At 66.2% G+C, this 20,234-nt stretch carries 17 protein-coding genes, 1 tRNA gene and 1 pseudogene; 8 read left to right on the top strand and 11 right to left on the bottom strand.

The annotated features are described in order from the left end of the window. Window positions 1-89: 89 nt before the first annotated feature. Entirely contained in the window at window positions 90-926 is an 837-nt protein-coding gene (locus ACFVUS_RS22795; protein ID WP_387769472.1) for an NRDE family protein, read from the top strand. 97 nt (window positions 927-1,023) lie between these two features. On the opposite strand, the gene ACFVUS_RS22790 is transcribed toward ACFVUS_RS22795, so the two are convergent. Further along, the gene (locus tag ACFVUS_RS22790) at window positions 1,024-1,830 is read right to left on the bottom strand and encodes a hypothetical protein (protein WP_387769469.1); all 807 of its coding nucleotides are present in this window, start codon (window positions 1,828-1,830) and stop codon (window positions 1,024-1,026) included. Between the two features lie 378 nt (window positions 1,831-2,208). Between ACFVUS_RS22790 and ACFVUS_RS22785 the strand changes: the two genes are divergently transcribed. The 3 genes from ACFVUS_RS22785 (at window position 2,209) to ACFVUS_RS22775 (ending at window position 7,416) form a co-directional block, all read left to right on the top strand. Then, the gene (locus tag ACFVUS_RS22785) at window positions 2,209-5,454 is read left to right on the top strand and encodes a heterodisulfide reductase-related iron-sulfur binding cluster (RefSeq protein ID WP_387769466.1); all 3,246 of its coding nucleotides are present in this window, start codon (window positions 2,209-2,211) and stop codon (window positions 5,452-5,454) included. 109 nt (window positions 5,455-5,563) lie between these two features. Then, window positions 5,564-6,328 (top strand): copper homeostasis protein CutC, encoded by a 765-nt coding sequence (locus ACFVUS_RS22780; protein ID WP_387769463.1) that lies wholly within the window; start codon window positions 5,564-5,566, stop codon window positions 6,326-6,328. Window positions 6,329-6,549: 221 nt separating this feature from the next. Beyond that, window positions 6,550-7,416, top strand: coding sequence for a lytic polysaccharide monooxygenase (locus ACFVUS_RS22775; protein ID WP_387769460.1), 867 nt, complete (start codon window positions 6,550-6,552; stop codon window positions 7,414-7,416). Between the two features lie 520 nt (window positions 7,417-7,936). On the opposite strand, the pseudogene ACFVUS_RS22770 reads toward ACFVUS_RS22775, so the two are convergent. From ACFVUS_RS22770 to ACFVUS_RS22760, 3 genes and pseudogenes are all read right to left on the bottom strand, one after another. Next, window positions 7,937-9,205: pseudogene (locus tag ACFVUS_RS22770) on the bottom strand (YibE/F family protein); the annotation flags it as partial. Between the two features lie 403 nt (window positions 9,206-9,608). After that, entirely contained in the window at window positions 9,609-10,868 is a 1,260-nt protein-coding gene (locus ACFVUS_RS22765) for a pyridoxal phosphate-dependent aminotransferase (protein ID WP_387770141.1), read from the bottom strand. Between the two features lie 28 nt (window positions 10,869-10,896). Continuing rightward, window positions 10,897-11,853 carry an XRE family transcriptional regulator gene (locus ACFVUS_RS22760; protein WP_387769457.1) on the bottom strand — a complete coding sequence of 319 codons (957 nt, stop codon included), beginning with the start codon at window positions 11,851-11,853 and terminating at the stop codon, window positions 10,897-10,899. Window positions 11,854-12,487: 634 nt separating this feature from the next. On the opposite strand from ACFVUS_RS22760, the gene ACFVUS_RS22755 reads away from it, so the two are divergent. Further along, window positions 12,488-12,937 (top strand): hypothetical protein, encoded by a 450-nt coding sequence (locus tag ACFVUS_RS22755; RefSeq protein WP_387769454.1) that lies wholly within the window; start codon window positions 12,488-12,490, stop codon window positions 12,935-12,937. 272 nt (window positions 12,938-13,209) lie between these two features. Here ACFVUS_RS22755 and ACFVUS_RS22750 read toward each other — a convergent pair whose 3' ends face one another. From ACFVUS_RS22750 to ctaD, 3 genes are all read right to left on the bottom strand, one after another. Beyond that, window positions 13,210-14,550, bottom strand: a complete 1,341-nt coding sequence (locus tag ACFVUS_RS22750; RefSeq protein WP_387769451.1) for an Hsp70 family protein — start codon at window positions 14,548-14,550, stop codon at window positions 13,210-13,212. Window positions 14,551-14,692: 142 nt separating this feature from the next. Then, window positions 14,693-15,262: a dCTP deaminase gene (dcd, locus tag ACFVUS_RS22745; RefSeq protein ID WP_387769449.1), complete on the bottom strand. Its 570-nt coding sequence runs from the start codon at window positions 15,260-15,262 to the stop codon at window positions 14,693-14,695. Between the two features lie 9 nt (window positions 15,263-15,271). Continuing rightward, window positions 15,272-17,035: a cytochrome c oxidase subunit I gene (gene ctaD, locus ACFVUS_RS22740; RefSeq protein WP_387769446.1), complete on the bottom strand. Its 1,764-nt coding sequence runs from the start codon at window positions 17,033-17,035 to the stop codon at window positions 15,272-15,274. 234 nt (window positions 17,036-17,269) lie between these two features. Here ctaD and ACFVUS_RS22735 point away from each other — a divergent pair. Beyond that, a tRNA-Gly gene (locus ACFVUS_RS22735) sits at window positions 17,270-17,340 on the top strand. Window positions 17,341-17,403: 63 nt separating this feature from the next. After that, complete coding sequence (locus ACFVUS_RS22730) at window positions 17,404-17,895, top strand: NUDIX hydrolase (RefSeq protein ID WP_387769443.1); 492 nt, start codon at window positions 17,404-17,406, stop codon at window positions 17,893-17,895. 20 nt (window positions 17,896-17,915) lie between these two features. Here ACFVUS_RS22730 and ACFVUS_RS22725 read toward each other — a convergent pair whose 3' ends face one another. The 4 genes from ACFVUS_RS22725 to ACFVUS_RS22710 all read right to left on the bottom strand — a co-directional run bounded on the left by ACFVUS_RS22725 (window position 17,916) and on the right by ACFVUS_RS22710 (window position 19,349). After that, window positions 17,916-18,365 (bottom strand): hypothetical protein, encoded by a 450-nt coding sequence (locus ACFVUS_RS22725; RefSeq protein ID WP_387769440.1) that lies wholly within the window; start codon window positions 18,363-18,365, stop codon window positions 17,916-17,918. Window positions 18,366-18,462: 97 nt separating this feature from the next. Beyond that, window positions 18,463-18,792 carry a hypothetical protein gene (locus ACFVUS_RS22720; RefSeq protein WP_387769437.1) on the bottom strand — a complete coding sequence of 110 codons (330 nt, stop codon included), beginning with the start codon at window positions 18,790-18,792 and terminating at the stop codon, window positions 18,463-18,465. Between the two features lie 49 nt (window positions 18,793-18,841). Beyond that, on the bottom strand, window positions 18,842-19,138 hold the full coding sequence (locus ACFVUS_RS22715) for a hypothetical protein (protein ID WP_387769434.1): 297 nt from the start codon (window positions 19,136-19,138) through the stop codon (window positions 18,842-18,844). Next, window positions 19,125-19,349: a hypothetical protein gene (locus ACFVUS_RS22710; RefSeq protein ID WP_364636354.1), complete on the bottom strand. Its 225-nt coding sequence runs from the start codon at window positions 19,347-19,349 to the stop codon at window positions 19,125-19,127. Before ACFVUS_RS22710 ends, ACFVUS_RS22715 begins: the two co-directional genes overlap by 14 nt. 97 nt (window positions 19,350-19,446) lie before the next feature. Between ACFVUS_RS22710 and ACFVUS_RS22705 the strand changes: the two genes are divergently transcribed. Beyond that, complete coding sequence (locus ACFVUS_RS22705) at window positions 19,447-20,226, top strand: alpha/beta fold hydrolase (protein WP_387769431.1); 780 nt, start codon at window positions 19,447-19,449, stop codon at window positions 20,224-20,226. Window positions 20,227-20,234: the final 8 nt, after the last annotated feature.

The raw sequence follows: 20,234 nt of genomic DNA, 5'->3' as shown, positions 1-20,234 counted from the left end.
TGCCATGGCGGTACACGGGGGTGGCTCTGGCAGCGCTGGGGCACCCGAAGGCGGGCGTGCCGCGAGCGATCTTCCGGCATGCTGGAGATATGTGTTTGGTGTTGCTGGGCTGGCGGGCGCATCCGGAGTATCGGTTGATCGTCGCCGCCAACCGCGACGAGTTCTTCTCGCGCCCAACCGAATCGCTGCGGTGGTGGGATGAGGTGCCCGGCCTGCTGGCCGGGCGCGATCTCGGCGCGGCCGGGCCGGTGCCGGGCACCTGGCTCGGATTGTCACGGGAAGCACCCCGATTCGCCGCGGTCACCAATGTGCGCGGACCGAATGAGGCCCGCGCCGATGCCCGCTCGCGCGGGGCCCTGCTGATGGATTTCCTGCGCGGCGCCGCCGATTCGGAAAAGTTCGTGCGCGATATCGCCGCCGCCCCGGACGATTACAACGGCTACAACCTGGTGGTCTCGGATCTGGAAACCCTGTGGTGGCACGGCAATCGCAGCGGATTGGGCCCGCGTGAACTCGGTCCCGGCTTCCACGGACTGTCCAATGGCGCACTCGCGGCGTCCCTGCAGCCCGGTGGCGAGCTGAGCACCGGAACCGATACTCCGCCCTGGCCGAAGGTGCGCGAGGGCGTCCAGGAGCTACGCAGGGTGGTGGAATCGAATCCCGATGACGCGGCCGGTTATCTCGCGGTGCTCGCGGATCAGCATCGCGCCGCGACCGCCGAGCTACCCGACACCGGTTTGGGCACCTTCGCCGAGCGGGTTTCCTCGGCCCGCTTCGTCAATCATCCGCTGCACGGAACCCGGTGCAGCACGGTGCTATTGGTGCGCGAGGACGGCCGCTTCGAAATGACCGAGCGCACCTTCGGCCGCTTCGCCCGGCGCAAGGGCACGGTGTCCTTCCACGGCCGCCTCGAACTCCCCGCCTGAAACCGGGCCGCACGGGCTCGACGCGCCCGGCCGCGAAAACACGAACGGCCCGCCCCCAACGAGTGGGCGGGCCGTTCGCGTCGACTGGACGTGAAGGCTACTTCGGGCCGTTCATGTTCGCGTCGCTCCACTTGGAGGTGCCCGGGGTGGCCTGGAAGGTGTTGATCAGGTCCATACCGGCAACACCCAGCGCGGGCGCGCCGAAGGCGATGGTGCCGAGGATGCCGCCGATACCGGCCAGCGCGACGAAGGTCGGGATGGCGGTGAGGCACAGCACGATGGTCATGCACTGGATCGCGCCCAGGGCGATGCCGATCGCGCCGCCGATGACGACACCGACCGCGGTGCCGACGAAGCCGCCGATGGCGGTGGCGAGACCGAACTGGGTGGTGAAGTTGTTCATCGCGCGCTGGTCCTCGACCGGCGACGCGATTTCCTGAGCCGCCGCGATCGGCTTCTCCTGTGCGACAGCGACAGTCGGCGTGTTGAACACCGGCAGCGCCGCGGCGTCGAAGCCCGCGGGCTTCTCGGGCACCAGTTCGAGCACCTTGTTGTCGTTCTTCAACGCGGCCGCGACCGGGATCTTGGTTCCGGCGACGGAGTAGTTGAGCGGGAACGAGACGGCGGTGACGCCATCCGGGCCCTTGACGTTGACGATCGTCTGCTTCGGGTCTTCCTTGGTCGCCCCGTCGACCTGGGCGAGCTCGAAGGTGCCGTTCTTCAGCGTCGAGACGATGGTCTTGACGTCCTTGTCGCCGACCTTCTGGTCGACCAGCTTGGACGAGTACTGGATACCCGTCGGCTCTGCGGGGGCGGGAGCGTTATCGGCATGGGCAGAAGTCGTCCCGATGGTCATTGCGCCGATGACCATGGCAGCCGCCGCAGTGGTGCTGCGAAACTTCATTCGGTTTTTTCCAATCCATCATCAGGTAGATCCGCTGTCCGCATCTTCGCCACGCGAGGCCCTGGCTTCCCTCGGGCCCTGCCTACGCGCTAACGGCGAACTCTCCCCGAGCATGTGAAGATGCGCACAGACTTCGGACGACGTGAGCTTAATCGAACAGTGACCGATTAGCGACATTCGTAACGCCCCGAATTAGCGGGGCTTTCAAAGTAAGCCTGCCCTTTGTTACGCGCGTGATTTGCCGGGATTTACGGTGTGGGAAAACCCTGGACAGCTAAGTTACCGGCGGGTAACTTACTGTCCGTTAGGATACGAGCCAGCCAAGGCGGACCAGGCCGTCCTCGGAGAGCTTGTTGAACCGGTCAGAAAGGTCGCGACATGAATGCCCTGACAGTGACACTGGGCACGATTGGAGCGGTGTTCACAGTCTTCTGTTGGGCATCGTTCATCGGAGGCGTGCGCAACATAACGCGCACCATCATGGTCGGGCAGTCCGCGCCCGATCGGTGGCGGCCGTTCCTCCCCCGCTTCAAGACCATGTTCGTGGAGTTCCTCGCGCATACGCGCATGAACAAGTTCCGCACGGTCGGCTGGGCGCACTGGCTGGTCATGATCGGCTTCCTCGCCGGATTCATTCTCTGGTTCGAGGCGTACGGCCAGATCTTCAACCCCGAGTTCCACTGGCCGATCATCGGCTCCTGGGGCATCTACCACCTCGTGGACGAGCTCCTGGGCATCGGCACCGTGGTCGGCATCGTGGCGTTGATCATCATTCGCCAGCTGAATCATCCCCGTGTGCCGGAACGCCTTTCGCGCTTCAGCGGCTCGAAGTTCGCACCCGCCTACGTGATCGAGAGCATCGTGCTCGTCGAGGGCCTGGGCATGATCTTCGTGAAGGCCGGCAAGATCGCCACCTACGGCGAATCGCACACCTGGAGCGACTTCTTCACCGAGCAGGTCGCCAAGCTGCTGCCCGAGTCGATCGCCATGGTGTCGATCTTCGCGTTCATCAAGCTCTGCTCCGGCGCGCTGTTCCTGCTGCTGGTCGGTCGCAATGTCACCTGGGGTGTGGCGTGGCACCGGTTCGCCGCGTTCCCGAACATCTACTTCAAGCGTGAGGACGACGGCACCGTCGCCCTGGGCGCGCTCAAGCCGATGATGTCGCAGGGCAAGCCGATCGATATGGAGACCGCGGACCCGGACAACGACACCTTCGGTGTCGGCAAGTTCGAGGATTTCTCCTGGAAGGACATCCTCGACGTCACCACCTGCACCGAATGCGGCCGCTGCCAATCCCAGTGCCCCGCATGGAATACCGGTAAGCCGCTCTCGCCCAAGCTGCTGATCATGTCGCTGCGCGACCACGGTTACGCCAAGGCCCCGTACCTGCTGGCCGGTGGCCGCAAGGATATGGGCGGCGACGAGATCGGCCTGGTCGACGCCGAGGGCAAGCCGAATGAGCGTGCGCTGGCGCAGATTCCGGAGGCCGCGCGCGCCGAGGCCGAGCGCCCGCTGGTCGGCGGCGAAGATGTCAGCGGCATCATCGATCCCGAGGTGCTGTGGTCCTGCACCACCTGTGGTGCGTGTGTGGAGCAGTGCCCGGTCGATATCGAGCATGTGGATCACATCATCGATATGCGCCGCTACCAGGTGCTGATCGAGTCGGAGTTCCCGTCCGAGCTCGCGGGTCTGTTCAAGAACCTGGAGAACAAGGGCAATCCGTGGGGTCAGAACGCCAAGGACCGGTTGAACTGGATCAGCGAGATCGATTTCGAGGTCCCGGTTTTCGGTAAGGACGCCGATAGCTTCGACGGGTACGAGTACCTGTTCTGGGTCGGTTGCGCCGGTGCGTACGAAGACCGCGCGAAGAAGACCACCAAGGCCGTGGCCGAGTTGCTGGCCACCGCGGGTGTGAAGTTCATGGTGCTGGGTCAGGAGGAGACCTGCACCGGTGACTCGGCGCGTCGTGCGGGTAACGAGTTCCTGTTCCAGCAGTTGGCGATGCAGAACATCGCGGTGCTGGATTCGGTGTTCGAGGGTGTCGAGGCGTCCAAGAAGAAGATCGTGGTCACCTGTGCGCATTGCTTCAACGCGTTGAACAATGAGTACCCGCAGGTGGGCGGCACCTACGAGGTCGTGCACCACACCCAGCTGCTGAACCGTCTGGTGCGGTCCAAGAACCTGGTCCCGGTGTCCCCGGTCGCACAGAACGTCACCTACCACGACCCCTGCTACCTGGGCCGGCACAACAAGATCTACGACGCGCCGCGTGAGCTGATGGAGGCTTCGGGCTCCAAGCTGATCGAAATGCCCCGTCACGGTGAACGTTCCATGTGCTGTGGCGCCGGTGGCGCGCGCATGTGGATGGAGGAGCAGCTCGGCAAGCGCATCAATGTCGACCGCGTCGACGAGGCCCTGGACACGCTCAACGGCGGCAATGAGCCGTCCATGATCGCGACCGGCTGCCCGTTCTGCCGCGTCATGCTCACCGACGGCGTCACCGCCCGCAAGGACAGCGGTGAGGTCGGCCAGGGCGTCGAGGTCGTCGATGTCGCGCAGCTCATGCTGCAGTCGATCAACCGCGTCGAGTCCGGGGTGCTGACCGAGAACCTGAAGGTCATTCAGGAGCCGAAGGTCGAAGAGCCCGAACCCGTTTCGGAGCCCGAGCCGGTCGAGGCCGAGGCCGCCGTGGCGGAGGCGGCACCCGCCGAGGCCAAGGCCGCTCCGGCGGGCAAGGGACTCGGAATGAAGGGTCCGGCCAAGGCTCCGGGCGGTAAGGGACTGGGCATGAAGGGCGGCCTCAAGGCCCCCGGCGCCAAGCCCGCCGCTGCCGCCGAGGCGACCGCCGACGCCGCTCCGGCCGAGGCCACCGAGGCGGCGGCTCCGGCCGCACCCGCCAAGGGATTGGGTATGAAGGGCGCCGCCAAGGCTCCCGGCGGTAAGGGTCTGGCCATGAAGGGCGGGCTCAAGGCTCCGGGCGCGAAGGCCGCCCCGGCCGAAACCGCGGCTCCCGCAGCCGCTTCCGCCCCGGCGGAGACCGAGGCGACTCCGGCCCCGGCCGCACCCGTCAAGGGTCTGGCCATGAAGGGTCCGGCGAAGGCTCCGGGTAAGGGTCTGGCCATGAAGGGCGCCGCCAAGGCTCCGGGCGCCAAGCCCGCCGCCGAGTCCGCGGCCGCACCGGCCGAGGCGACCGCGACGCCCGCGGAAGCACCTGCCGCACCGGCTGATTCGGCTCCGGCCAGCGCGGCCCCGGCCGAGGCGACCGAGGCCAAGCCGTCCATCGCGCCCAAGGGTCTGGCCATGAAGTCCGGCCTCAAGCGCCCCGGGCCGAAGGCTCCCGGCGCGGCGGCCACCGCCGCTCCGGCCGCCCCGACTCCGGCCGCCGAAGCTGCTGCGGCTCCGGCTGATTCGGCACCGGCTGATTCGGCACCCGAGGCTCCGGCCCCGGCTCCCGCCGAATCCGCCCCCGCCGAAGCGAACGGCACCGCGGCGAACGGCACCACCGCCGAGTCCACCGAGGCGGCCCCGGCGACCGAGGGCAATGGCGCGGCCAAGCCCCCGGCTTCCAAGCCCGGCGGTCTCGGCTTCAAGTCCGGTATGAAGGCGCCGGGCAAGAAGAACTGACACCGGAACAAGACCCGCGAGGGCGCGCTACCAGGCCGGTAGCGCGCCCTCGCGCTTTTCGCTAACGCCCGGCAAACATTGTCGGTGATCTTCGACCATAATTCGAGGTATGACGGATGCGGGAGCGGTTCGGGTCGAGATAGGAGTCGAGTCGCTCGAGGGGGTGCGGATCGCGGACGCGGCGGGGGCCACGCGGGTGGAATTGTGTACCGGGCTGTCGGTGGGCGGGCTGACTCCGAATCTGGCGCTGATCGAGGCGGCTGTGGCGGCCGCGTCGAAGGTGCAGGTGCATGTGCTGATTCGGCCGCGCCCCGGCGATTTCCGATACTCCACCGACGAGGTGGCGATCATGCGCGCCGATGTGGCGCGGGCGCGGCAGGCCGGGGCGCACGGGGTGGTGATCGGGGTGCTGGACGAACATGGGCATGTGGCGGCGGACGCCAATGCCGAATTGATCGCGGCGGCGGAGGGCATGGAGGTGACCTGCCATCGCGCCTTCGATGTCTGCGCGGATCCCTATGAGGGCTTCGATCAACTGCTGGAGTCGGGGTTCACCCGATTGCTCACCTCGGGACGGCAGGTATCGGTGCTCGACGGCGCATCGCTGATCACACGACTGGTCACCTTGGCGGACGGGCGAATTCAGGTGATGGCCTGCGGCGGCCTGCGCGCCGACAACGCACGGCGGGTGATCGAATTGACCGGGGTGCGGGATCTGCATGCGGCGGTGCGCGTTCCGGTGCCCGCGCTGACGCAGCCGGACGGTACCGACGTCTCCTTCGCGGAGATCGGCGCGCCGAGCGGGTACGACCATTTCGTCACCGATGCCGATGGCGTGGCCGCGCTCTGCGAGGCGGCGCGACTTTCGGTGTAGGTAATTATCCGATCTGGATGCAGAGTTTGCTGGAGCACAGTCGAAGTTTGCTGTGCTCCATTATTTTTGACTTTCTCGAGCTAGATCGCTTGACCAAAACGTTGCTGCCACATATCTTTTAGAGCACGATTCTGCTTCAAAGTGATTCGGATCACGTCACGGATCCATCACGGGACAGCATGCCGGCCCCCGCTGCCCCCTTGTCTCGCAAGGAGTTTCAGGTGGTTAGCAGTAGAAGACTGTCCATTGTCGCGGCCTCGATCGGCCTCACACCTTTTCTGGTGGCGATCCTGCCCACGGCGGTGGCGAACGCACACGGTTATGTCTCATCCCCGCTGAGCAGGCAGGCGCAATGCGCGAAGAGCATCGTGTCCTGCGGGGATATCAAATATGAGCCGCAGAGCGTGGAAGGCGTGAAGGGCCTGCGCAATTGCAGCGCCAATATCGCCAGGTTCGCCGACCTCGACGATGACAGCAAGCCCTGGCAGGTTCAATCCGTGGGCAGCACAGCGACTTTCAGCTGGACCTTCACCGCCCTGCATCGCACCCTGAATTGGGAGTACTACATCGGCGGCACCCGGGTCAGCCTGGTCGACGGCAACAATCAGCCCCCGCCGTCCGGCGGCGTCACCCACACCATCGACCTGAGCGGCTACAGCGGCAGGCAGAAACTGCTGGCCATCTGGAATATCGGCGATACCGCCAACGCCTTCTACTCCTGCCTCGATCTACAGATCGGCGGCGGATCCCCCACCACCACAACGCCTTCCACCACCGTGCCGCCGACGACCACCAAACCTCCGGTCACCACCACGGCACCGCCCGCGACCACTACCACCACCAAGCCCCCGGTCACCACGACGGTTCCGCCGACCACGGCGCCCACCACCGCACCGCCGACCACCACCCATCAGCACCCCACCACCACCGATCAACCCGCGGGCAACGCCTGGACGGTGGGCGCGCGCTACGAGATCGGCGATGTCGTCACCTATCAGGGCCGCCGCTACCGCTGCTTACAGGCGCACACCGTCTACGACCCGAACTGGATGCCATCGGCGACACCCGCACTGTGGCAACGCCTCTGACCGCACCGACCCTCCGACCCGGTGCTCACACCGCGCCTTGACACCGGATCGGAGTCAGAGGGTGGCGCGCTCCGCCGAGCGCGTCACCCTCGCCCGAACACCTCGTCATCCCGGCATGCTTTTGGCCGGGATCCACACCGGTGCAGCTCCAGCAGAAGCTGTGGATCCCGGCCAAAAGCGCGCCGGGATGACGGGATCAGGGCTTGGAGTGACGACCTCCGCGCGGCGGATTCTGCGGCTTCGAGGGCGGGCGCGGCAGCGACGGATCCGTATCGCCGTAGGGCGAATCCTGTTGTTCCGAAGCGGCTCTCAGCGACCAGGGGGCGGGTGGCGCGTCCGGCCAGGGCTGTTGGTGCTGTTGCGGCGGCGGCGCATCCTGCCGCTGCGGTGGTGCGTCCTGCCTGCCCGGCGAGCTCACCGTCGGCGCCTGGCGCGGTCCGCGCGGCGGCGAGACCGGTTGTGCGGCATCACCTGTCGCGGTGGGACGGGGTCCGGCCGGGCGGGCGGCACGCTTGGCGGGGCGCGGGCGGTTGGCTCCGGTTCGCGCCGCCACCGGGGGCTTATGCCCGAACGGGCGGGCCAGGATGACCGCGATGGCGGTGGTCAGCGGCACCGAAAGGGCAAGGGCGATACCGCCGACCGCGGAGCGCGCGATCTCGATGCCGACCGCGTCACCGGTGAGCACATCGCGCATGGAGCGCCCCGCGACGCTGAACAGCAGCAGCAGTGGCAGCGCGCCACCGGCGTAGGCGAGCACCAGGGTGTAGACGGTACTGGCGATATGGTCCCGCCCGACCCGCATGGCGGCGGCGAAAATGCCGCGGCGGGAAGCCTTCTCGTCCAGGGCGGCCAGTTCGAAGGCGGCGGACGCCTGCGTGATGGTGACGTCGTTGAGCACACCGAGCGAGCCGATGATGAAGCCCGCCAACAACAATCCGGTGATGCTCACATGCTGGAGATAGGTCGCCACATTGGTGTTCTGCTCTTCGGACAGGCCCGTCAGATGCGTCATCTTCAGTGCGACCCAGGACAATACGGCCGCCAGCACCATGGAGGTGAGCGTGCCGAGCAGCGCCGAACTGGTGCGCAGATTCACCCCGTGCGCCAGATACAGCACCGAGTACAGGATCAGCGAGCCCGCGACCAGCGCCACCGGAATGGCCGGTTTCCCGTCCAGCAGCGCGGGCAGCATGAACCCCACCAGCACGACGAACGCGAAGCCGAGCCCGATCAGCGCCCGCAGTCCGCGCCAGCGCGCCACCACGATGATCACCAGCGCGAACGCTCCGACGATGAGGCTCAGCGGCAGCCCGCGCGCATAGTCGTCGAACGAGTACACGGTGGCGCCGTTGGTATCGCTCTGCCGCACGATGCGCAGGCTGTCGCCGACGCGCAGATCGGGTTGTCCCGGCCCGGGCGCGATCTCGAAGAGCGTCTTCTTGCCCTTGTCCGCTCCCGAGTCGATGGTGACGATGCTGCGCTGGCAGTTGTACGCATTGCTGCGCGGCGCCTGCGGCTTGTCCTCGAACGGCTTTCCCAGCGAAGGACTTCCGCACGGTCCGAGGTCCTGGCTGATCACCGTTCCGGCCTCGGTCACCAGTGCTCCGCCGCCGCCGTTCTGCATGGGCAGCGGAATGTCCACGTGCTGGCTGCTGGGCCAGAGCCAGATCGCCCCTCCCACCACCAGCACCCCGATGAAGGAGAGCAGTCCGATGACCACCCACTTGGCGGTGGCGCCGATGGCGATGGGTCCGGAGTGGTCATGATGGTGGTGATGGTGATCGCTCACTCAGGGAGCCTAAACGAAAACGGTTCCCGAAGCTGCCACCGCACCCTTGCTGGGAAAACACTGTGTGTCACCGGGTGCGGGCATGGAAAAAGGCCCGACGCGAAGATCGGGCCTTGATCAATTCCTGGAGGGGCGGCGGAGAGCAGGGGGATGTCTCCGCCGCCCGGGACGGCGGCCCAGGGGGGGTAGGCCAGCCAATCCAGGGCCAGACGTCCCAGGGGGGGTAGGAGGTCTGGCCGGGCACCTGAGTGCCAAGGACCACTGTACACAAAAGTCAGTTCTTTGCGCTAGCTAAGTCTCTAAAAACCGAACTTTTTCGTACTAGCGGTTTGTTTTTGGCTTTGTCGCAACCCAGACACTGGACAAACGCCCAGTTCACCGGACGTATGTCCCAATCCCCTACCTACTGACGGTAACTCGACAAAAAGTTGCCGAACCGCTCGATCGCCACCGACAGGTCCCGCGCCCACGGCAGCGTCACGATCCGGAGGTGGTCGTGGTGCGGCCAGTTGAACCCGGTCCCCTGCACCATGAGGATCTTCTCCTGCAGCAGCAGATCCAGCACCAGCTTCGAATCATCGTGGATCTCATGGACTTCCGGGTCCAGCCGCGGGAACGCGTACAGCGCGCCCTGCGGCTTCACGCAGGAGACGCCCGGAATCGTATTGAGCTTCTCCCACGCCACATCGCGCTGTTCGAGTAGTCGCCCGCCCGGCAGAATCAGATCCTCGATGCTCTGATGCCCGCCGAGCGCCACCTGAATGGCATGCTGCGCGGGCACATTCGGGCACAGCCGCGAGGACGCCAGCAGCGAGATGCCCTCCAGGAACCCCTCGGCATGCTCCTTGGGCCCGGTGATCACCAGCCAGCCGGAGCGGTACCCCGCCACCCGGTACGCCTTGGACAGCCCGTTGAAGGTCAGGCACAGCAGATCCGGCGCGAGCGAGGCCAGCGAGATGTGCTTGGCGTCGTCGTACAGGATCTTGTCGTAGATCTCATCGGCCAGGAGCAGCAGTTGATGCTTGCGCGCCAGATCCACGATCTGCTGCAGCACCTCGGTCGAATAGACCGCACCCGTCGGATTGTTCGGGTTGATCACGACAATGGCCTTGGTCTTGTCGGTGATCTTGGATTCCATATCGGCGATATCCGGCTGCCAGCCATTGGACTCATCGCACAGGTAGTGCACCGGGGTGCCGCCCGCGAGGCTGGTCATGGCCGTCCACAGCGGATAGTCCGGCGCGGGCAACAGCACCTCGTCGCCATTGTTCAACAGCGCCTGCATGGTGATGGTGATCAGCTCGGAGACGCCGTTGCCCAGGTAGACATCGTCCACATCGAACTTCGGGAAGCCCGGCACCACCTCGTAGCGGGTCACGATGGCCCGGCGCGCGGGCAGGATGCCCTTGGACTCGGAGTAGCCCTGCGCGTACGGCAGCGCGGCGATCATGTCGCGCATGATCACATCCGGGGCGTCGAAACCGAACGGCGCCGGATTGCCGATATTGAGCTTGAGGATGCGGTGGCCCTCGGATTCCAGTCGTGCCGCGTGTGCGTGCACCGGCCCCCGGATCTCGTAGACCACGTTCTGGAGTTTGGTGGACTGCTCCAGGACGCGCGGGGACCGATGCGGTAGGTGACTGGAAGGACTCACCCGTCCAATGGTGCCATCCGCCCGCAACCAGCTTTTTTCACCGCACGGAATCGGGCGGCAACATGCCCTTGGCGGCCGTGGTGCCGCAGAACTCCTCGATCCGCTCGTCCAGTTGCCGCGCCTCGACGGCCTCGCGGAACCCGGGCCGGATCAGGCGCTGCCGCAGCCCGCCGAGCCGCTCCTCCAATTGCGCGATGCGCTTGTCCTCATCGAGTTGCAGCACCGGTTGCAGGGCTTCGGCGGCCCCGTCCAGGCTGCCGTTGATCAGGTGCGCGGCCGCGCTGTCCACCCGCGCCAGCGATTCCGCGCCGTACGAGCGCTGTTCGATGGGCCCGTTCGAGTACAGCTCGATGGCGCGCCGGGTCGCCTCCAGCGCGGGCTCGGCCTGACCGAGATGGATGTAGGTCGCGCCCGCGTAGTACTGCGCCTTGGGCTGGTTGAAACCGAAGACGCCGCCGACCTCGTCGTGCAGCGTGTCACTGGAATTGCCGTCGCGGGCGTCGTCGGCGGCGTGGATACAGCGTTCGGTATCGGCGGGTGCGCCCAGCCGGGACCAGATGCGCGCCTCGATATTGTGCAACCGCACCTGCGAGGTCGCCGATTCCGCGTACTGCTGTCCGCTCTGCGCCAGCAGCACCGCGCGGCGCGGGCGGTCGGACCAGTATTCGATCAGCGCCTGCATACCGCGTGTCCAGGCCCGTAAACCGTTGTGCCCACACAACTCCGCGTAAGCCCAAGCGGCCCTTGCCTGTTCGCCCGCGGCGTCGACATAACCGAGATCGGTGCTGGCATTGGCCAACAATCCGGACAAAGTTCCCGCGAGCAGGTAGAGGTGACCGGTATCGGCCGGGCGCTGATGCCCCTCCAGCAGGCGGTAGACGCGGCGGCGCACCCGCAGCATCTCCACCATCATGGGCACCGGCGGGACATGCACGTAATCATTGGCGATTCGCGTGACATCGGCATCGAGCTGCTCCAACGTGGTGGCACCCACATTGGAACTCTCCGCCCTCCCGGCGTGCTCGCTTGCTTCATGGGCAGCCGCCATGATCAGATCCCTCTCCGAAATAGCCGCTAACGCATCGCCCCTCATCGCACCCGTATCGACGAGTGCCAGCAGTTCCGCGTCGCTGGAATAACTGGCCTGCGCCGGAACATCCTGGCGCGCATCGAAACCCGGTGCGGGACGGTCGATCAGTGGCTGGTCGATCAAAGCCGCGAACCGGGCCCGCACAATATCGTCGGACCTGGCGAGAGAGGTATCGAGAGCGGCCTGATTGACGGGGCGGGGGTGGACGCGATCGCCACCGGCCTCCCACTTGGAAACCAGACGTTCGTGAACGCCCAAATGCGCCGCGAACTCTCGGATACTCATCCGTTTGGCATCGCGGAGGGCACGGGCCTCTTTACCTGACCACTGCCGGACCACGACGTCATCCTTCCGAACGAACTCCGATGTCCAGGGTACGAGCGCATCGTGACCACGGCCACAGCCGAAACATAGCTGGTATGACCAAATTACGCGCGAGTAGCAGTGGCAGTGCTTGGGCAGCGCAAGGAGGGCATGCGGGCATTACGACACGGGCCGCCCGGTCGCACCCTGGAATCGGGAGGCAAGGAGTCGGGTGGTGAACACGGACAAGCTTCGGACGGTGCAGGACTGGGTGTCCTTCTACCGGCACGAATTCGGACTACCGGTGGCCGAACGGGGCGGCTTCGTCATGCTTCCGGTCACCGGCAAGGTCGGCGTGCTGCACCTGCCCGTGGCGCGCGCCGAAATGGTCCGCGATGCCCTGCGACAGCAGCGGCGCAGCGGTCCCATGCTGGCACGGCAGATTCGCTGGAGCTTTCTCGTCGAACCCGATTCCCGTCCGGGCGAACAGATCTTGACCGCGCTCAATCGCCTGGACATCGGCATACCCGCGATCGGCAGCGCCGTCATGCTGCCCACCGGCCTCGGCCGCTGGACGCGCGAGGGCTGTCACTGGGTGGTGCCACCCGCCCGCGAACTCCAACTCCCACCCCTGTCGATGCTCGTGACGACGGCGCTGGCGGTGGGAAATATGAGCGAGGACTGAACGCAGCCGGCCCTCGCATCCGGCGCGGAGCGCGCCGGGCCCACCGGGTCCGCCCCTTTTCCGGCAGTCGACGGGGCGGACCCGGCGGGTGGGAGCGCGGCGTCAGTGGCAGCGGAATGGCTGTGCAACGCCGAGGATTTCCGACATTTCAGACCGAGTTCGATCCGGACACAACCGCTTTCCTGCCCGATTCGACCGAATCCGTGCAGGTGCGGGGCAATTCGACCCCGCGCTGGTGCGAATAATTCAGCCGCCGCGCGGGTACAGAGAACTCAGCCGCCGGGCGGCGGAAACAGCGGGGGCAGCGTGGGAACGATCACCGGCGGCAGGCCGGGAATGATCGTGATGGTGTTCGGGCCCGGCGGCGGCGGGGCCTCGGTGGTGGTGGTCGCCTCGCGGCGCGGCGGCGGCGCGGCCAGCGACTCATTGGTGGCATCGGTGGTGGTCGGCACGACCGTGGTGGTCTCGATCACCGGCTTCGTGGTGGTCGGCGCGGCCGACGTGGTCCCGGCATCCGAACTCTGCGAATCGTGTTCCAGTACTTGCGGACCCCAGCCCAGCGAGACGCCGATCGCGGCGACCACGACCAGTGCGCCCACCGCCACCCCGGCGATGCTGATCTCCCGGCGGCGGCTGAACTTCTCCGCACCGGCGCTCGATAGCAGTGGCGGCACCGATTCATGCTGCGGCGGAAGCGAATTCTCGAAGGCGGCGGTGAACGGCGCGGGCGCGGGCCGCTGCCGCACCGGTCGGGCCAGGATCGCGGCGCCTCTGGTGGCGACCGTCTCCGGGTTGGCGGGCACCAGTACCGGCACCCCCAGCCAGCGCCGCAAAACTCTTGCCACCAGCGGAATCTGGGCGCAGCCGCCGATCAGCGCGACCGCCTGCACCGGCTGCTCGGATCTCAGGATCACATCGCGCGCCATCCGCGCCGACGATTCCACCGCCAGCATGATCAGCGCTTCGAAGTTCTCCTGGGACAGCAGCACCAGGCCCTCGGTGGACGGTAGCGCGACCGCACTGCTCTCGGAGAGCTGTTCTTTCGCGGTGCGGCACAGCGCGTCCAGCGCGGCCAGCCCGGCCGCGTCCGGCGGATGCGCGATGCGCCCGGAGGCGATCTGCTGTTCGCGGATCAGCGAATCCAGATAATCGCCGCTGATATCGCTGGTGCGCTCGCTGTAACTCACCTGCCGGGTACCGGTGTCGACCACGGTCACCGAAAGTCCGGACGCACCCAGGTCATAGAGCGCGACGGTGCTGTAACCCTGCAGCTCACCGGAGAATTCGAGGAATTCCAGCGCGGCGGCCACATCGGGCACGAGTTCGTAATCGGTGAACTGGCGGCGAGCCAGCTCGGCCCGAATCGCGCGGGCGTGCTGTTCGTCCCGGAATGCGATGGCGGTGGCGGTGATCCGCTGATCGGAGTTCAGCACCGCGCCGATGGCGTCCGCGGCCAACTCCTCGACCCGGCGGTCATCGACCGGAACGGTCTGCACATCGAAGGCGTCGGCGGATTGCGGTTGAACGGTGCCGCGCCGGGCGGAATTCCCCGCGAGCGGGCGTGCGACGCGAACCGCGCCCGCCCCCACGGAAACTCCCAGTACCGAACTCATTCGCTGCCCATTCGTTGCCACACTGATCACGCTCGCGCACTGATGAAGTGCGAGCGGTGCATATTACGGTCGGGTCACTTTACCTGTCGCCGCCACCTTACGACGCCCGAAGCCGTACGTACACCCACAGAGCTCAGTTGCCTTATGGCGTTTGGAAGTTCAGGTAGGCGCGGGACGGGGTCGGACCGCGCTGACCCTGATATTTGGAGCCGACGGCGGCGCTGCCGTACGGATTCTCGGCGGGTGAACTCAATCGGAACAGACAGAGCTGACCGATTTTCATGCCCGGCCACAGGGTGATCGGCAGGTTCGCCACATTCGACAGTTCCAGGGTGATGTGACCGCTGAAACCCGGATCGATGAAACCCGCGGTGGAATGGGTGAGCAGGCCGAGGCGGCCCAGACTCGACTTGCCCTCCAGGCGGCCCGCCAGATCGTCGGGCAGGCTGCACACCTCGAGGGTGGAGCCCAGCACGAACTCACCCGGATGCAGCACGAACGGCTCGCCGGCGGTCGGTTCCACCAGCGAGGTCAGCTCGTCCTGCCGTTGCGCGGGATCGATATGGGTGTAACGGGTGTTGTTGAACACCCGGAACAGGCTGTCCAGCCGCACATCGATACTCGACGGCTGCACCAGCTTCTCGTCGTACGGGTCGAGCCCGAGACGCCCTTCGGCGATCTCCTTACGGATGTCGCGATCGGAAAGCAGCACGCCAAGAGACTAGTTGTCGCTGTCCCGCACCTCGTCCGTCGGGGTCTCGGCGAGTTCGACGACGTGCTGCCGGGCGGGTAGCGGCCAGCTCGAATGCGCCTCGGCCCGCATGCGCTCCACCATGTGCGGATAGTGCAGTTCGAAGGCGGGTCGTTCCGAGCGCACGCGCGGTAGTTCGTAGAAGTTGTGCCGGGGCGGCGGGCAGGTGGTCGCCCATTCCAGGGAATTGCCGTAGCCCCACGGATCATCGACGGTCGCCACCTCGCCGAAGCGATAGCTCTTGAAGACATTCCAGACGAACGTGATCATCGACAGCCCGAGGATGAAGGAGCCGATGGTCGAGATGGTGTTCAGCGTGGTGAAGCCGTCGCTCGGCAGATAGTCGGCGTAGCGGCGCGGCATGCCCTCGTTGCCCAGCCAGTGCTGCACCAGGAAGGTGGTATGGAAACCGATGAACGTGGTCCAGAAATGCAGTTTGCCCAGGCGCTCGTCCATCATGCGGCCGGTCATCTTCGGGAACCAGAAGTAGATACCCGCGAAGGTGGCGAACACGATGGTGCCGAACAGCACGTAATGGAAGTGCGCCACAACGAAATACGAGTCCGACACGTGGAAGTCCAGCGGCGGGCTGGCCAGCACGACACCCGACAGACCGCCGAACAGGAACGTCACCAGGAAGCCGATGGACCACAGCATGGGTGTCTCGAAGGTCAATTGCCCGCGCCACATGGTGCCGATCCAATTGAAGAACTTCACGCCCGTCGGCACCGCGATCAGGAAGGTCATCGCGGAGAAGAACGGCAGCAGCACCGATCCGGTCGCGTACATGTGATGCGCCCACACCGCCACCGACAGCGCCGCGATGGCCAGTGTCGCGTAAACCAGTGTGGTGTAACCGAACAGCGGTTTGCGGCTGAACACCGGGAAGATCTCGGTGACGATGCCGAAGAACGGCAGCGCGATGATGTACACCTCGGGATGGCCGAAGAACCAGAACAGGTGCTGCCACAGGATCGCACCGCCATTGGCCGGATCGTAGATGTGCGCACCCAGGTGCCGGTCCACCTCGAGCGCCATCAGCGCCGCGGTGAGAATCGGAAAGGCAAGCAGCACAAGCACACTCGTCACCAGAATGTTCCAGGTGAAGATGGGCATGCGAAACATGGTCATCCCCGGGCAGCGCAGGCAGACCACCGTGGTGATCATATTGACGCCGCCCAGAATGGTGCCGACACCCGAGACCGCCAGGCCCATGATCCACAGGTCCGCGCCGACGCCCGGCGCGTGCACGATGTCCGAGAGCGGCGTGTACGCCGTCCAGCCGAAGTCCGCCGCGCCGCCCGGGGTGATGAATCCGGCCGTCGCCATGGTCGCGCCGAACAGGTACAGCCAGTAGCTGAGCGCGTTCAACCGCGGGAACGCCACATCGGGCGCGCCGATCTGCAGCGGCAGCACCGCGTTCGCGAACCCGAACACGATCGGGGTCGCGTAGAACAGCAGCATGATGGTGCCGTGCATGGTGAACAGCTGGTTGAACTGTTCCGGCGAGAGGAATTGCAGTCCGGGCCGCGCCAGCTCCGCCCGCATCAGCAGCGCCATCACGCCCGCGATCAGGAAGAACGACATGGCCGAGAACAGATAGAGGATCCCGAGCACCTTGGGATCGGTGGTCGTGAGCGCTTTCCAGAGGAATGATCCCTTGGGCTCGCGCCGCCGGGTGGAAGGCCGCACGGCCTCCAGTTGCGAGATATCCCGCGATGGCACCGTGGTCATACGTCACCCCCATGGGAGCACGGACGCACGCGCCAGCAAACGTTCAGCGCAACCCAAAGTCACTGTGGTGGACAGGCTTTCGACCCTGCGAGACAGTCTACGACCGCCCCCGTACAAAACCCTGCGGTTCGCGCAAAACGATCACCCACCCCGGCGCGCCGCCCCCGGACACGGCCCCGACTCCCAGGGTTGGCTGTGGCCGGGAGGGGTCTGATAGAGTCGCGAAAGCATCATGCCGATGTAGTTCAATGGTAGAACTCCTGCTTCCCAAGCAGGTAGCGCGGGTTCGATTCCCGTCATCGGCTCAAATGAAGATCCCCCGCCGAAATCCTTTGGCGGGGGATCTTTCTCATTCCTAGGATCTGATCATGGGAATCCCACGGGCCACCGCGCGAGTCATCCTGCTCGATCCCGACGACCGGGTGCTGCTGTTCCGTTTCGCCCCACCCGAACCGTTCGAGGAGAAGGTCGGCTGGCTCACCCCCGGCGGCGGACTCGACCCGGGCGAATCGCTCCCCGACGGTGCGATTCGCGAACTGTTCGAGGAAACCGGGCAGCGCATCGACCCCACCCGCCTGAGCCCGGTGGTGGCGGTCTCCGCCGGACAGTGGACCTCGTCCGAGGGTGTGGTCTACGACGCCGTCGATTCCTATTTCCTGGTTCGCACCGCGTCCACCAGCGTGGACATCTCCGGACATCAGGAGGTCGAGCGCACCGCGCTGTCCGGGCACCGCTGGTGGCCGCTGGCCGAACTCGAACGGACCCCGGACCGAGTGTTCCCACTCGGTCTGGCGGCCCTGCTCACCCGGCTGCTGGCCGGGGACCTGCCCGGCGAACCCGTCGAACTGCCCTGGCGCTGAGGGTTATTCGCCGTTGACGACTACTTCACGCATTCGGTGGTGATGCGTTTGACGGCGGTGCCGGCCTTGCGGAAGTCCTCGGAGGTGAGGTTGAGGGTGGCCGGGTTGGTGTAGCCGTGGTCGATGAGTTTCTGGATGCCGCTGTCGGACAGGCCGGTATCGACGTAGACGCCGGCGATGCAGTCGGCGGTCTTGGTGTCCAGGCCGCCCTTGTCCTGCAGGGACTTCGAGATCTGCGCGGCGGTCAGGCCGGAGCCGCCGGGGGTGGCCGCACCCGAGGTGGTGGGCGCGCCCGACTTGGCGGGTGAGGTGGTCGCGGTGGTGCTGCCGCCGGGGGCCGCGGTGGTGGTCACCGCTGCCGCGGGGGCGGAGCTGGCGGTCACCAGATTGGCGGAGGTGCTGTCGTTGGTGCTGCACGCGGCGAGCAGGGGCAGCGCGAGCAGCGCTGCCGCGATTACGGATTTCCTCATCGCATTCCTCGATCTCTCGGGCGGCGGGGGGTTCGCCGTCACCCGAGAGTGCGCGCAGGCGCTTACGATCGGCTAGCGAAACGCCAAAAACGCAGGACTAGTTGCTCTTCAGGCACTCGCTGACGATTTTATTGGTGGCCGAGCGCGCCTTATCGGCGTCCGCGCCGGACATGCCGAGCGATTCCGGGTCGGTGCCGGTGGCGCTCTTACTGTCGCTCTTGATCATGAGCCGCAGACCGTCCTGCGAAATCCCCTCGTTCACAAAGAGTTTCGCCGCGCAGTCGGCCAGCTTGGCATCCTTGAGGCCGCCGTTCTGCAGCGACTTGGAGATGTCGTCCTGGGTGACTGCCGCAGGCTTGTCATCACTACCGCAGCCCGCCAGCAGCGGCAGGGCGACGAGCGCGGCGGCGATCAGGGAAATCCGCACGGGTTCCTCACTTCTCACGAATCAATGTGGTTGGACCGCAGGAACGATCTCACAGATCCATGGCGGCGCGCAGCGCTGTGTCGATTCGCTCGGCGGTCTCGGTATCCACGGCATCCACCCGCTGTTCCAGCCAGCCCCGGTAGATGCGACCGAGATTGCCCGCGTGCACCCAGCCGTACCCGGGAATCGGCACCGCGAGGATGTCGCGCGGGTCCTCGTCCATCACCTCGGCCGCGATCAGCCACGGCCGCGGCGATTCATTGATGCCGTCGCTGCTGATCAGCAGGATATTGCGAACTCGTTCGGAACCGTGCGGGTGATAAACCCAGAGTTCACCCCTGCGCACGCAGCTCCTTCTCGGCGGCGGCCAATTCCGCTTCGTCGTCGACGGCCTGCTGCACCGGATCGAAACCGGGACCGCAGCCGGTGCGCACGGCCTCCCGGCGCGCGGCGCGCGATATCCATGCGGAGGGCGATATACCCGCGCGGGCCGCGGCCTGCTCGGCATACGCCCAGGACGCCTCATCGAGTGAGAGGGTCACCTTACGGGTTGCCATACCTTTTATCGTACCGTCGCCCGACCGGGAAGGAAGGGCTGTTCGAGGGCCGAAAAGCTCAATTGGCACACGGTCAACGACTGTTAGGGTCGGGTGCATGACCAAGCTGAACCACCACCGCGCGGGCAGCGGCGACCCGCTGGTCCTCGTGCACGGCGTCGGCAGCCGCTGGCAGGTGTGGGAACCGATCATCGAGACCCTCGCGGAATCCTTCGATGTGATCGCGGTGGATCTGCCCGGATTCGGCGGCAGCGCACCGCTCGCGGACACCACGGTCTCCACCCTCGCCGACGCCCTGGTCGAATTCCTCGCCGCCGAAGGCATCGAAAACCCGCACCTGGCAGGCAATTCCATGGGCGGCGGCATCATTCTCGACCTGGCCGCGCGCGGACTGGCCCGCTCGGTCACCGCCTACTCCCCCATCGGATTCTGGGACACCGTCGGCCGCGTCTGGTGTCAGCAGGCGCTCGGTCGCGCCAAACAGCTCACCAAGGTGCTGGGTCCGGCGGTCCCGGCCCTGCTCGGCAATGCCGCGGGCCGGACCACCTTCCTGAGCCTGGTGTTCGGTAAGCCGTGGGCACTGGACCCGGCAATTGCCCTCGGCACCGTCGAGGGCCTGCTCGGCGCGGGCGGCTTCGACGCCGCGCTGGCCTCGTTCACCGATTTCCGGCTGCCCGACCGCACCCGGCTGGACAGCATCCCGGTCACCATCGCCTGGGGCAATCGTGACATTCTGCTCACGTACGCCACCCAGGCCCGGCGCGCCCGCGAGGTACTGCCGGGCGCGCGGCATGTCACGTTGCACGGCAGCGGACATACCCCGTTCTACGACGATCCGGCCGGCTGCGCCCGGCTCCTGCTGGATCAGCTGGACTGACCAACGAG

It is taken from the genome of Nocardia sp. NPDC058058 (assembly GCF_042885355.1).
Lineage (GTDB): Bacteria > Actinomycetota > Actinomycetes > Mycobacteriales > Mycobacteriaceae > Nocardia.
Note: the sequence above shows the minus strand (reverse complement) of the source record. Positions and strands in the feature narration are given on the sequence as shown.